This window comes from Streptomyces flavalbus (assembly GCF_042674625.1).
Lineage (GTDB): Bacteria > Actinomycetota > Actinomycetes > Streptomycetales > Streptomycetaceae > Streptomyces > Streptomyces flavalbus.
In genome coordinates this window covers 1408303-1421521 of record NZ_JBHTEB010000001.1, presented here as the reverse complement: position 1 = coordinate 1421521, position 13219 = coordinate 1408303, and the positions used below count along the sequence as shown (strand labels likewise).

The 13219-nt window shown below is 72.8% G+C and carries 12 protein-coding genes and 1 pseudogene; 10 read left to right on the top strand and 3 right to left on the bottom strand.

What is annotated here, in order from left to right; all coding sequences use genetic code 11:
• Positions 1–116: 116 nt before the first annotated feature.
• On the top strand, positions 117–1355 hold the full coding sequence (locus ACFQZ6_RS06225) for a glycoside hydrolase family 10 protein (RefSeq protein ID WP_381605428.1): 1239 nt from the start codon (positions 117–119) through the stop codon (positions 1353–1355).
• Positions 1356–1379: 24 nt separating this feature from the next.
• Here the strand turns inward: ACFQZ6_RS06225 and ACFQZ6_RS06220 are convergent, their stop codons facing one another.
• A complete protein-coding gene (locus tag ACFQZ6_RS06220) occupies positions 1380–1580 on the bottom strand; it encodes a DUF1918 domain-containing protein (RefSeq protein WP_381605426.1) in 201 nt (66 codons plus the stop codon).
• Between the two features lie 95 nt (positions 1581–1675).
• Positions 1676–2596, bottom strand: coding sequence for a DMT family transporter (locus tag ACFQZ6_RS06215; protein WP_381605424.1), 921 nt, complete (start codon positions 2594–2596; stop codon positions 1676–1678).
• Between ACFQZ6_RS06215 and ACFQZ6_RS06210 the strand changes: the two genes are divergently transcribed.
• The 3 genes and pseudogenes from ACFQZ6_RS06210 to ACFQZ6_RS06200 all read left to right on the top strand — a co-directional run bounded on the left by ACFQZ6_RS06210 (position 2595) and on the right by ACFQZ6_RS06200 (position 5198).
• Positions 2595–4043, top strand: a complete 1449-nt coding sequence (locus ACFQZ6_RS06210; RefSeq protein WP_381605422.1) for an aminotransferase-like domain-containing protein — start codon at positions 2595–2597, stop codon at positions 4041–4043. The genes ACFQZ6_RS06215 and ACFQZ6_RS06210 overlap by 2 nt on opposite strands.
• A gap of 42 nt (positions 4044–4085) precedes the next feature.
• Complete coding sequence (locus ACFQZ6_RS06205) at positions 4086–4529, top strand: GNAT family N-acetyltransferase (RefSeq protein WP_381605420.1); 444 nt, start codon at positions 4086–4088, stop codon at positions 4527–4529.
• A gap of 73 nt (positions 4530–4602) precedes the next feature.
• Positions 4603–5198 (top strand): annotated as a pseudogene (locus ACFQZ6_RS06200) (histidine phosphatase family protein).
• Here ACFQZ6_RS06200 and ACFQZ6_RS06195 read toward each other — a convergent pair.
• The gene (locus ACFQZ6_RS06195) at positions 5187–5645 is read right to left on the bottom strand and encodes a DUF6314 family protein (protein WP_381605418.1); all 459 of its coding nucleotides are present in this window, start codon (positions 5643–5645) and stop codon (positions 5187–5189) included. The pseudogene ACFQZ6_RS06200 and the gene ACFQZ6_RS06195 sit on opposite strands and share 12 nt — an antisense overlap.
• A 139-nt stretch (positions 5646–5784) precedes the next feature.
• Between ACFQZ6_RS06195 and ACFQZ6_RS06190 the strand changes: the two genes are divergently transcribed.
• The 6 genes from ACFQZ6_RS06190 (at position 5785) to ACFQZ6_RS06165 (ending at position 13216) form a co-directional block, all read left to right on the top strand.
• Positions 5785–8286 carry an alpha-L-arabinofuranosidase C-terminal domain-containing protein gene (locus ACFQZ6_RS06190; protein ID WP_381605416.1) on the top strand — a complete coding sequence of 834 codons (2502 nt, stop codon included), beginning with the start codon at positions 5785–5787 and terminating at the stop codon, positions 8284–8286.
• A 79-nt stretch (positions 8287–8365) separates the two neighbouring features.
• The gene (locus tag ACFQZ6_RS06185; RefSeq protein WP_381605414.1) at positions 8366–8836 is read left to right on the top strand and encodes a hypothetical protein; all 471 of its coding nucleotides are present in this window, start codon (positions 8366–8368) and stop codon (positions 8834–8836) included.
• Between the two features lie 99 nt (positions 8837–8935).
• Positions 8936–9964 carry an N-acetyl-gamma-glutamyl-phosphate reductase gene (gene argC / locus ACFQZ6_RS06180; protein ID WP_381605413.1) on the top strand — a complete coding sequence of 343 codons (1029 nt, stop codon included), beginning with the start codon at positions 8936–8938 and terminating at the stop codon, positions 9962–9964.
• Positions 9961–11112, top strand: a complete 1152-nt coding sequence (argJ, locus tag ACFQZ6_RS06175; protein WP_381605411.1) for a bifunctional glutamate N-acetyltransferase/amino-acid acetyltransferase ArgJ — start codon at positions 9961–9963, stop codon at positions 11110–11112. Before argC ends, argJ begins: the two co-directional genes overlap by 4 nt.
• Positions 11109–12020: an acetylglutamate kinase gene (gene argB, locus ACFQZ6_RS06170; protein WP_381605409.1), complete on the top strand. Its 912-nt coding sequence runs from the start codon at positions 11109–11111 to the stop codon at positions 12018–12020. The genes argJ and argB overlap by 4 nt, the downstream gene beginning before the upstream one ends.
• Positions 12017–13216 (top strand): acetylornithine transaminase, encoded by a 1200-nt coding sequence (locus tag ACFQZ6_RS06165; RefSeq protein WP_381605407.1) that lies wholly within the window; start codon positions 12017–12019, stop codon positions 13214–13216. Before argB ends, ACFQZ6_RS06165 begins: the two co-directional genes overlap by 4 nt.
• Positions 13217–13219: the final 3 nt, after the last annotated feature.

The following is a 13219-nucleotide window of genomic DNA, read 5'->3' as shown; positions in this document are numbered from 1 at the left end:
CTCCGATCGTGCACGTTACCCCCAAGTATCGATGATCGATCGACGGGGTACAGGCATCCTGGAGCCCGAGACGATCCGTGATCGAACGGATCCGGAGCGTATGGGGGTGTTGTTCCATGGGACGGCTGACACGACGGGCGTTCGCCCTGGTCGCCTTGTCCACCCTGGCCTCGGGCGCGGACGTGTCCGCCGCCCCCGCCCGGACACCCCGGCACCCACGGGCCGCCGGGACCGGGGAGATGCGGGGCGTGTGGCTGGCGACCGTGCACAACCGCGACTGGCCCTCCGAGCCCGGCCTCACCGCGGCCGAGCAGCGCGCCGAACTGATCGCCCACCTCGACACCGCGGTCCGGCGCCGCCTCAACACGGTGATCTTCCAGGTACGGCCCACCGCCGACGCCCTGTGGCCGTCCCCGCACGAACCCTGGGCGGAGTGCCTCACCGGCACCCAGGGCCGCGACCCCGGCTGGGACCCGCTGGGCACCGCCGTCACCGAGGCGCACGCCCGCGGGCTCGAACTGCACGCCTGGTGCAACCCGCTGCGGATCGCCGCCCACGACGACCCCTCCCGCCTCGCCGCCTCCCACCCGGCACGACGGCACCCCGACTGGGTGGTGTCGTACGGCGGGCAGCTCTACTACAACCCCGGGCTGCCCGAGGTCCGCGCCTTCGTGCGGACGGCGATGCTGGACGCGGTGCGCCGGTACGCGGTGGACGGGCTCCACTTCGACGACTACTTCTACCCGTACCCGGTGCCCGGCCAGACCTTCGACGACGACGCCGCCTACGACGCCCACGGCGGCGACTTCCCCGACCGGGCCGCCTGGCGGCGGGACAACATCGACCGGCTGGTGCGCGACACGGCCGCCGGGGTCAAGGAGGTCCGCCCGGCCGCCCGCTTCGGCATCAGCCCCTTCGGCGTCTGGCGCAACGCGGACAGCGACTCCCGCGGCTCCGACACCCGCGCCCTCCAGTCCTACGACGACCAGCACGCGGACACCCGCAAGTGGGTCAGGGAGAACTGGATCGACTACATCTGCCCCCAGCTCTACTGGCACATCGGCAACGCCCCCGCCGACTACGCCAAGCTGGTGCCCTGGTGGGCGGAGGTGGCCCGGGGCACCAGGACGCAGCTCTACCTGGGCGAGGCGCTGTACCGCGCCGGTGACCCCGCCCAGGGCGCCGCCTGGCAGGACCCGGCGGAGCTGTCCCGGCACCTCACCCTCGCCGGGGACCACCCCGAGGTGCGCGGCCATGTCTTCTTCGCCGCGCGCGAGGTGCGGGAGGACCCGATCGGGGCGATGGCGCGGGTGGTGGCCGACCACTACGGGCGGTCGGCGCCGCCCCCGAGCTGAGGCACTCCACCGCCCCGCTGGGGGCTACTGCCCGGTGGTGGTCTCCCGGTGCCGGATCTCCGTGTCGGGGCCGGGGGAGCAGACGCCCTCGTGACCGTCCTCGAAGCGGACCCGGAACGGCGGGTTGCCCTCCTGCCCCATCACTTCGACGATCTCGCCGACCTTGTCCTGCTGTCCGACCACCCTGCCGTGCTGGACAAGCTGGTCGCCCACGCGTGCGCGCATCTTGGGCCTCCTCCGAGTGCGGGAGCAGCGGTCCGTGGCTCTGCCTGAGTCTACGGCGCGCGGTGCCGGTCGGGACCGGCGTGTACGGGCGGCGTTCAGCCGCGCGCCCGTTGCGTGACGGCGATGCAGACGAGCACCGCCGCCGCCGTCAGCGGTGCGGCCACCGTCAGGCGCTCGCCCAGCAGCAGCACCGACCACACCAGTGTGAGCAGCGGCTGGGCCAACTGCAACTGGCTCGCCTTGGGTATCCCGATGGCCGCCATGCCCCGGTACCAGACCACCAGGCCGAGGAACTGCGAGCCCGCCGCGACCCACAGCACCCCGGCCACACTGTGCGCGGTGAGCCGGACGGGTTCGTACGACAGGGCCAGCGCGGCGGCGGGCAGCGCCAGCGGCAGGCACAGCACCAGCGCCCAGCCGATCACCTGCCAGCCCGGCATGATCCGCGCCAGCCGCCCGCCCTCGGTGTACCCGGCGGCGCACACCAGCAGCGCCGCGAACAGGTAGAGGTCGGCGGAGGTGAGGGCGCCACCGCTCTGCTGCACGGTGAACGCGACCACCGCGGCCGCGCCCGCCAGCGCCGCCGTCCAGAAGGTGCGCGAGGGCCGGGTGCCCATCCGCAGGGCGGACAGCAGCGCGGTCGTCAGCGGGAGCAGGCCGACCACGACGGCGGCGTGCGCGGTGGTCGACGTCCGGAGCGCGAGCGTGGTCAGCATCGGGAAGCCCAGGACGACCCCCGCCGCCACCACCGCGAGCCCCGCCCAGTGCCGCCGCTCCGGGAGCGGCACCCGCAGCGCCAGCAGACAGGCGCCCGCGATCAGCGCCGCCAGCACACTGCGCACCGCCACCAGCGACCAGGGCCCGAAGCCCTCTAGACCCCACGCGGTCGCGGGGAAGGTGAGGGAGAAGGCGGTGACGCCGAGGGCCGCCATGAGGGTGCCGGTGGCGCGCCCTGAGGGCTCCGGGGTGCTGACCGCTATCCTGGTCGGCGCGATAGCGCTACTCTCTGCTCTCATGCAAGAGCGTAGCAGCGTGGCTGAACTGGCGGAACAGCTACGCCGAGAGCTGGACCGCTATCCGGTGGCAGGAAAGCTCCCATCGAGCCGTGCCCTCGTCGAACGGTTCCGCGTCAGCCCCGTGACCGTCTCCCGGGCCCTCGCCCAGCTCGCCGCCGAGGGGCTCGTCGTCACCCGGCCCGGCGCCGGTGCCTTCCGCGCCCGCCCCCGCGCCGCCGCCCCGCAGCCCGCCGGGGACACCTCCTGGCAGGAGGTCGCGCTCAGCGCCGACGGCGCCGCCGACCTCGTACCGCGCTCCGTGGACGCCTCCGGCGTGCTGGTCTCGCTGGCCGCGCCCTCGCCCGGCGTCATCGAGTTCAACGGCGGCTATCTGCACCCCTCCCTCCAGCCGGAGCGGGCGATGGCCGCCGCCCTGTCCCGCGCGGGCCGCCGCCCCGGCGCCTGGGGGCGCCCCCCGATGGACGGACTGCCGGAGCTGCGGGAGTGGTTCGCGCGCGGCGTCGGCGGCGCCGTCACCGCCGCCGAGGTACTGGTCACCGCGGGCGGCCAGTCCGCCCTGACCACCGCCCTGCGCGCGCTCGCCCCGCCCGGCGCGCCCGTCCTGGTCGAGTCGCCCACCTACCCCGGCATGTTGGCCATCGCCCGCGCCGCCGGACTGCGCCCGGTACCCGTCCCCGTCGACGCCGACGGGGTACGGCCCGCGCTGCTCGCCGACGCGTTCCGCGCCACCGGCGCCCGGGTCTTCGTCTGCCAGCCGCTGTTCCAGAACCCCACCGGCGCCGTGCTCGCCGCCGACCGGCGCGGTGAGGTGCTGCGCATCGCCCGCGCCGCCGGGGCGTTCGTCGTCGAGGACGACTTCGTACGGCGCCTGGTGCACGAGGACGCGCCCCCGCTGCCGCGTCCGCTCGCCGCCGACGACCCGGACGGCGTCGTCGTGCACGTCGGCTCGCTCACCAAGGCCACCTCGCCCAGCTTCCGGGTCAGCGCCCTCGCCGCGCGCGGCCCGGTCCTTGAACGGCTGCGCGCCATCCAGGTCGTCGACACCTTCTTCGTCCCGCGCCCGCTCCAGGAGGCCGCCCTGGAACTGGTCGGCTCGCCCGCCTGGCCGCGCCACCTGCGGTCGGTGTCGGCGGAGTTGCGGGCCCGCCGGGACGCGCTGACCGCCGCGCTCCGGCTGCACCTGCCCGAACTGGCCCTGCCGCACGTCCCGTTCGGCGGCTACCACCTGTGGCCCCGGCTGCCCGACGGCACCGACGACGTGGCGCTGACCGCCGCCGCCCTGCGCGCGGGCGTCGCCATCACCCCAGGACGCCCCTACTTCAGCGCCGAACCCCCGGCCGCCCACATCCGACTGAGCTTCGCCGCGGTGGCCTCCGTCGGGGAGATCACCGAGGGGGTACGGCGACTGCGGGCGGCCTGCGACGAGGTGCTGCCGCGTGTGCGGTAATCCGCTCGACGGCCACTCCCGTCCCTTGCGACCATCCCCCACATGACCGACCACGACGTGCCGCGCCTCGCCGAGGGCTACGAGATCTCCACCGACCCCGACCGCCTCGACGCCGCGCGGGTGCACCGCTGGCTGTCCACCGACGCCTACTGGGCGCTCGGCCGGGACCGGGAGAAGCAGGACCGGGCGATCGCCGGTTCGCTCAACTTCGGGGTGTACGACACCGCGTCCGGCGCCCAGGTCGGCTACGCCCGGGTGGTGACCGACCGGGCGACCTTCGCCTGGCTCTGCGACGTCTACGTCGACCCCGCGGTCCGCGGCAAGGGCATCGGCACGGCGCTCGCGGCGGCGGTGCGCGAGGAGCTGCGGGCCTACGGGGTGCGGCGGATCATGCTCGCCACACACGACGCCCACGAGGTCTACGCCAAGGTCGGCTTCGCGCCCCTGGAGCGTCCTGACCAGTGGCTGGCGCTGACCTTCCCGTAAGGTTTCGCGCACCCTCGGTAACTCCCAGGTAACACCTCTTGACCTGCGCTCTTTCGAGGCCCACGATCCCCGCATGGCACTTCGGGTCACGTTCGTCGCCAGCGCGCGCAGCTCCCCCTGCTCGCCGAGCGGTTCGAGGACGACCGGCCGCTGGACGAGGCGGGTTGGGGGGAGGTCCAGCACGCCGCCCGTGACCTGCTCCCGCTCGCCGCGGCCGAACTGCGCTACTGCTCACCGACCCCGCGCAGCCGCGCCACCGGGGACGCCCTCGGCTACCACCCGCTGGTCCAGCCCGCCCTGCGGGACTGCCACATGGGCCGCTGGCGCGGACTGACCCTGGGCGAGGCGATGGCCAGGGAGCCCGACGCCGTGGACGCCTGGCTGGCCGACCCGCGCTCCACCCCGCACGGCGGTGAGTCGCTGCTGTCGTTCATCTCCCGGGTCGGCGGCTGGCTCAACACCCGCCCGGTGGCGGAGCACGGCCGGATCGTCGCCGTGGCGGAGCCGTCCGTCATCCGCGCGGCGCTGGTCTACGCGCTCAAGGCGCCGCCCGCGACGTACTGGAACATCGACGTCCGCCCCCTGTCGACTACGACCGTCACCGGTTGGGCGGGCCGCTGGCACCTGTGTCTGGACGGCACTCCAGCGGCGTACCCCTCATGCGCCTGAGAGCGGCTCGCGCGTGTAGTCGGTGCTGAGCACCAGGTCCTTCGCCGGGCCCCGGACTCGCCACACCGTCCGCCAGTGGTCCCGGTCCCGCACGCTGAACTCGCCGCGGTAGAGGTCGGCCGCGCACGGATGGTCGGCGGTGTGCCGTCCGGTCGTCAGGTCCAGGTCGTGGAAGAAGCGCCCGTCGGCGAAGCGCACCTCGACGGTGCCGGGCGTCGGGCCGGGCAGGAAGCGCAGGGTGCGCTCGGCGGGCCGGGACACCCCGCGCCAGCGGAAACTGCCGGACTCCTGGTGGAGGAGACCCCCGCCGTCGAGCTGGCCGAAATCCGTGGTGCCCGTGAAGCGGCCCTCGTCCCCGCTGGCCAGATCCCGCACGGAGCGTTCGACCCGCCACCGCCCCGCCAGGAACGCCAGCGCGTCCGGCACTGGCCAGAACTCGTCGCTCACCCGCCGCTCTCCGTTCCCCGCGTCGCCGCGCGACCCATTGACGCCTACCCGCCCCCTCCCTATCTTGCCGTTCGAAGTGCTGACCAATGTCCGACATCTCGAACAAACGCCCTTCGGGGCACCGAGCCGCGGAGTATCCATGTCACGCACCACCGCCCGCCCCCGGCCACGCTCCCGCTGGAGACTCGGCCTCACCGCCACCGCCTGCCTGGTGGCCACCGCCGTCGTCGCCCCCGCGCCCGCGCACGCCGAGGCCGTCACCGACTACGAGATCACCGTCGACCCCGCCGCCCAGGGCGCCGCCATCGACGACACGATGTACGGCGTCTTCTTCGAGGACATCAACCGCGCCGCCGACGGCGGGCTCTACGCCGAGCTGGTGCAGAACCGGTCCTTCGAGTACTCCACCGCCGACAACGGCTCCTACACCCCGCTGACCTCCTGGACGGTCGACGGCACCGCCCGGGTCGTGGACGACGACGGGCGCCTGAACGCCCGCAACCGCAACTACCTCTCCCTGGCCGCGGGGTCCTCCGTCACCAACGCCGGGTACAACACCGGCATCCGTGTCGAGGCGGGCAAGCGCTACGACTTCTCGGTGTGGGCCCGCGCCGCGTCCGGCACCACCCTCACCGTCGGCCTCAAGGACGCCGCGGGCACCCTGGCGAGCGCCCGGCAGGTCGCCGTACGCGGCGGCTGGGCCAAGTACACGGCCACCTTCACCGCGACCCGCACCAGCAACCGGGGCCGCCTCGCGGTCACCAGCACGGCGGACGCGGCGCTCGACATGGTCTCGCTGTTCCCCCGCGACACCTACAAGAACCAGCCCAACGGCCTGCGCAGGGACCTGGCGGAGAAGATCGAGGCGCTGCGGCCCGGCTTCGTCCGCTTCCCCGGCGGCTGCCTGGTCAACACCGGCTCGATGGCGGACTACAGCGAGTCCTCGAACTGGCAGCGCAAGCGCAGCTACCAGTGGAAGGACACCATCGGACCCGTCGAGGAACGCGCCACCAACGCCAACTTCTGGGGTTACAACCAGAGCTACGGCCTCGGCTACTACGAGTACTTCCGCTTCGCCGAGGACATCGGCGCCATGCCGCTGCCCGTCGTCCCCGCGTTGGTCACCGGCTGCGGCCAGAACCGCGCCACCGACGACGAGGCGCTGCTCCAGCGGCACATCCAGGACACCCTGGACCTGATCGAGTTCGCCAACGGCCCGGCGACCTCCACCTGGGGCAAGGTCCGCGCCGAGATGGGCCACCCCCGGCCCTTCCACCTCACCCACCTCGCCGTCGGCAACGAGGAGAACCTGCCCGACGCGTTCTTCGCCCGCTTCCAGAAGTTCCGCGCCGCGATCGAGGCGGAGCACCCGGACATCACCGTGGTCTCCAACTCCGGCCCCGACGACACCGGGACCACCTTCAACCGCCTCTGGCAGCTCAACCGGGACAACGGCGTCGAGATGGTCGACGAGCACTACTACAACAGCCCCCAGTGGTTCCTCCAGAACAACGACCGCTACGACGGCTACGACCGCTCCGGCCCCAAGGTCTTCCTCGGCGAGTACGCCTCCCAGGGCAACGCCTTCAAGAACGCCCTAGCCGAAGCCGCCTACATGACCGGCCTGGAACGCAACGCCGACGTGGTCAAACTCGCCTCCTACGCCCCCCTGCTCGCCAACGAGGACTACGTGCAGTGGCGCCCCGACATGATCTGGTTCAACAACCGGGCGTCCTGGGGCTCGGCCAACTACGAGGTCCAGAAGCTGTTCATGAACAACGTCGGTGACCGCGTCGTCCCGTCCACCGCGACCACCACCCCCGACGTCAGCGGCCCGATCACCGGCGCGGTGGGCCTGTCCACCTGGGCGACCAGCGCGGCCTACGACGACGTACGGGTCACCGCGGCGGACGGCGGCGTCCTCCTCGCCGACGACTTCTCCGGTGACGCCTCCCGGTGGACCCACACCGGCACCGGCACCTGGGCCGTCCAGAACGGCGAGTACGTCCAGACCGACGCCGCCGCCGAGAACACCATGGTCACCGCGGGCGACCCCGCCTGGCACGACTACGACCTGCACGTGAAGGCCACCAAGAAGTCCGGCAACGAGGGCTTCCTCGTCGCCTTCGGCGTCAAGGACACCGGCAACTACTACTGGTGGAACCTCGGCGGCTGGAACAACACCCGGTCCGCCGTGGAGCAGGCCGTGGACGGCGGCAAGTCCACCCTCCTGTCGAAGGCGCACTCCATCGAGACCGGCCGCGCCTACGACATCGACGTGAAGGTGCGGGGCCGCCAGGTCAGCCTCTACCTCGACGGCGTGCTGTGGGACAGCTTCACCGACGACACGCCCGCCGAGCCGTTCCGCCAGGTCGTCACCCGCGACGACCGCACCGGCGACCTGATCGTCAAGGTCGTCAACGCCCAGTCCGCCGCCGCCCGCACGACCGTCGACCTGGGCACCGCCCGCGTCGCCTCCCGCGCCCGCGTCACCACCCTGGCCGCGGACCCGGAGGAGGTGAACACCGAGACCGACGCCCCGGTGACCCCGGTGACGTCCACGTTCACCGGCGTCGCCCGGGAGTTCACGTACACCTTCCCGGCGAACTCCGTGACCTTCCTGAGGATCGCGCGCCGCTGACCCCCGCTTGCCGTGGGCTCCGGATCGGGAGGGCCGAGGTCGGCGCAACCGGCCCTCCCGGTGCGGTGTCCTGACAGGCATGGCAAGCGTCTTCTTCCTGGCCGTCACCCTCGGGCCGTTCCTGGCGCCCTGCGTCTGCGCGGTCGCCGCCGTGGCGCTCGTCCGCCGGGCCTACCGGCGGCTGCCGGTCAGCGGGTGGCGGCGCCTGCCGGGCACCGGGACCTGCGCGCTGGTCGCGGTGCTGGCCGGGTCGGCCGCGTCCGGCGCCTACGCGTGGGGCGTGATGTCGGGCTTCTACATCCTGGACCCGGACCAGCTCTGCGCGGCCCGGGGCGTCCCGGGCGACCGCATCGTCACCCGCGAGACGCTGCCGGTCAGCGCACGCTGCGTCACGCCGGACGGCGTGGGGACCGAACTGGTGCCGGGCTGGGTGAACCCCGTGATCGCCGCGGGCCTCACCCTGCTGACGCTCGCCGTCGCGGCGGGGACCCTCGCGGGGGTGCGCGGGTACCGGGCGGGATGGCGCCGTCGTATGCGGGGGACCGCATAACGAAGCCCGGGAGAGGCCAGGGCCCGCATAACGAGACGCGGGATTGCATAAACGTGCAGCGAAACGTATAGTCATGCTCTCCAGGAGGAGGGTCTTTCCATGACGGTACGTGCGGCAGTGGCCGGGGCGAGCGGATACGCGGGCGGTGAGGTCCTGCGGCTGCTCCTCGCGCACCCCGAGGTCGAGATCGGCGCCCTGACCGGGAACTCCAACGCCGGGCAGCGGCTCGGGGCGCTCCAGCCGCACCTGCTGCCGCTGGCCGACCGGGTGCTCCAGGAGACCACCCCGGAGGTCCTCGCCGGACACGACGTGGTCTTTCTCGCGCTGCCGCACGGGCAGTCCGCCGCCGTCGCCGAGCGGCTCGGTCCCGACGTCCTCGTCGTCGACATGGGCGCCGACTTCCGGCTCGCGGACGCCGCCGACTGGGAGGCGTTCTACGGCTCCCCGCACGCCGGGACCTGGCCCTACGGCCTCCCCGAACTGCCGGGTGCCCGCGCCGCGCTGGAGGGGTCCAAGCGCGTCGCGGTACCCGGCTGCTACCCGACCGCCGTCTCCCTCGCCCTGTACCCGGCGTACGCCGCCCAGCTCGCCGGGCCCGAGGCCGTGATCGTCGCCGCCTCCGGCGCCTCCGGCGCGGGCAAGTCGCCCAAGCCGCACCTGCTGGGCAGCGAGGTCATGGGCTCGATGTCGCCGTACGGCGTCGGCGGCGGCCACCGGCACACGCCCGAGATGATCCAGAACCTGAGCGCCGTGGCGGGCGAGCGGGTCGCCGTGTCCTTCACGCCGACCCTCGCGCCCATGTCCCGCGGCATCCTCGCCACGTGCAGCGCCACCGCCAAGCCGGGCGTGACCGCCGCGTCCGTGCGCGCCGCCTACGAGAAGGCGTACGCCGACGAGCCCTTCGTCCACCTCCTGCCCGAGGGACAGTGGCCCGCCACGGCGTCCGTCCAGGCTTCCAACGCCGTTCAGGTGCAGGTCGCGTACGACGCCGCCACGCACCGCATCATCGCGATCAGCGCCATCGACAACCTGACCAAGGGCACCGCGGGCGGTGCCGTCCAGAGCATGAACATCGCCCTCGGACTCGACGAGACCACCGGGCTGACGACGATCGGAGTTGCGCCGTGAGTGTGACGGCAGCGAAGGGGTTCACGGCGGCGGGCATCGCCGCCGGGATCAAGGAGAACGGCAACCCGGACCTGGCCCTCGTGGTCAACACCGGGCCCCGCCGCGCCGCCGCCGGGGTCTTCACCTCCAACCGCGTCAAGGCCGCGCCGGTGCTCTGGTCGGAGCAGGTGCTCAAGAGCGGTGAGCTGACCGCCGTCGTCCTCAACTCCGGCGGCGCCAACGCCTGCACGGGCCCGAAGGGCTTCCAGGACACCCACGCCACCGCCGAGAAGGTCGCCGACGTCCTCGGCGTCGGCGCCGGGGAGGTCGCCGTCTGCTCCACCGGACTGATCGGCGTGCTCCTGCCCATGGACAAGCTGCTGCCCGGCGTCGAGACCGCCGCCGCCCAGCTCTCCGAGCACGGCGGCGAGAAGGCCGCCATCGCCATCAAGACCACCGACACCGTGCACAAGACGTCCGTGGTCAGCCGCGACGGCTGGACCGTCGGCGGCATGGCCAAGGGCGCGGGGATGCTCGCCCCCGGCCTCGCCACCATGCTGGTCGTCCTCACTACCGACGCCGACCTCGACAGCGACGTACTCGACCGGGCGCTGCGGGACGCCACCCGCGTCACCTTCGACCGCGTCGACTCCGACGGCTGCATGTCCACCAACGACACCGTGCTGCTGCTCGCCTCCGGCGCGAGCGGAGTCGCCCCCGGGTACGCCGAGTTCGCGGACGCCGTACGGCAGGTCTGCGACGACCTCGGGCAGCAGCTCATCCGGGACGCCGAGGGCGCCAGCAAGGACATCAGGGTCGAGGTCGTGGGCGCGGCCTCCGAGGACGACGCCGTCGAGGTGGGCCGCTCCATCGCCCGCAACAACCTCCTCAAGTGCGCCCTCCACGGCGAGGACCCCAACTGGGGCCGGGTGCTCTCCGCGATCGGCACCACGAAGGCCGCCTTCGAGCCGGACCAGCTCAACGTCGCCATCAACGGCGTCTGGGTCTGCAAGAACGGCGGCGTCGGCGAGGACCGCGACAAGGTCGACATGCGCTACCGCGAGGTGCACATCGTCGCCGACCTCGCCGCGGGCTCGGAGACCGCCACCATCTGGACCAACGACCTGACCGCCGACTACGTCCACGAGAACAGCGCGTACTCGTCATGAGCAGTCCCACGCGGAAGCACACCGCGCTCCCCAAGGCCCAGATCCTCATCGAGGCGCTGCCCTGGCTCGTCCGGCACAACGGCAAGACCGTCGTCATCAAGTTCGGCGGCAACGCCATGGTCGACGAGGAGCTGAAGGCCGCCTTCGCGCAGGACGTCGTCTTCCTGCACCACGCCGGTCTCCGGCCGGTCGTCGTGCACGGCGGCGGACCGCAGATCAGCGCCGCCCTCGACCGGCACGGCATCGTCAGCGAGTTCAAGGCGGGCCTCAGGGTCACCACCGAGGACGCCATGGACGTCGTACGGATGGTGCTGGCCGGGCAGGTGCAGCGCGAGCTGGTCGGGCTGCTCAACCAGCACGGACCGCTCGCCGTCGGCCTGACCGGCGAGGACGCGCACACCATCACCGCCACCAAGCACCTGCCCGAGATCGACGGTGAGGCCGTCGACATCGGCCGGGTCGGGGAGATCACCTCGATCGACACGGGCGCCATCGAGGCCCTGCTCGCCGACGGCCGCATCCCGGTCGTCTCCTCGATCGCCCGTAGCCAGGACGACGGACATGTCTACAACGTCAATGCTGATACGGCGGCTGCGGCACTCGCTGCCGCGCTGGGCGCGGAGACCCTCATGGTCCTCACCGACGTCGAGGGCCTCTACGAGGACTGGCCGAACAGCGACGAGGTGATCAGCCGCCTCACCGCCGCCCAGTTGGAGAAGCTGCTGCCGGACCTGTCCTCCGGGATGGTGCCGAAGATGGAGGGCTGCCTGCACGCCGTACGCAACGGCGTCACCACCGCCCGCGTCCTCGACGGCCGCGTCCAGCACGCGATCCTGCTGGAGATCTTCACGGACGAAGGGATCGGCACGATGGTCGTGCCGGACGAGGAACAGGGGGACCGGGCATGACCGCCAACCAGGAGCTGACCCAGCGCTGGCAGGGCGCGCTGATGAACAACTACGGCACCCCGCGCCTGCCCCTCGTCCGCGGCGCGGGCACCCGGCTGTGGGACGCCGACGGCAAGGAGTACCTCGACTTCGTCGGCGGCATCGCCGTCAACGCGCTCGGGCACGCCCACCCGGCGGTCGTCGAGGCGGTCAGCGCGCAGATCGGCGCCCTCGGCCACGTCTCCAACCTGTTCGTCGCCGAGCCGCCCGTCGCCCTCGCCGAACGGCTCCTCCAGCACTTCGGCCGCGACGGCAAGGTGTACTTCTGCAACTCCGGCGCCGAGGCCAACGAGGGCGCGTTCAAGATCGGTCGGCTGACCGGGCGCACCCACATGGTCGCCACCCAGGGCGGCTTCCACGGCCGCACCATGGGCGCCCTCGCCCTCACCGGCCAGCCCGCCAAGCAGGACCCGTTCCTGCCGCTGCCCGGCGACGTGACGCACGTGCCGTACGGCGACGCCAAGGCGCTGGCGGCGGCGGTCACCGAGGAGACCGCGCTCGTCATCATCGAGCCGATCCAGGGCGAGAACGGCGTCGTCGTGCCGCCCGCCGACTACCTGAAGGCGGCCCGCGCCATCACCGCCGCCACCGGCGCGCTGCTCGTCCTCGACGAGGTGCAGACCGGCGTCGGACGGACCGGGCACTGGTTCGAGTACCAGGCCCACGAGGGCGTCCTGCCCGATGTCGTCACCCTCGCCAAGGGCCTCGGCGGCGGGCTGCCGCTGGGCGCCACGGTCGCCTTCGGACGGGCGGCGGAGCTGCTCCAGCCCGGCCAGCACGGCACCACCTTCGGCGGCAACCCGGTCGCCTGCGCCGCCGGGCTCGCCGTCCTCGACACCATCGCGAACGACGGGTTGCTGGAGAACGTCAAGCAGCAGAGCGAGACGTTGCGCGACGGGATCGAGTCGCTGGACCACGCGTTGATCAGCCACGTCCGGGGCGCGGGCCTGCTCCTGGGTATCGTGCTCACCGAGCCACTCGCGGCACAGGTGCAGCAGGCGGCTCAGGACGCCGGTCTCCTGGTGAACGCGCCCGCCCCCGATGTCGTACGGCTGATGCCGCCGCTGAACCTCGGTGACGACGAGGTGGACGCGTTCCTCCGGGCGCTGCCCGGCATCCTCGACGCAAGTCACGGGGACGGACGATCCGGAGAATGAGAC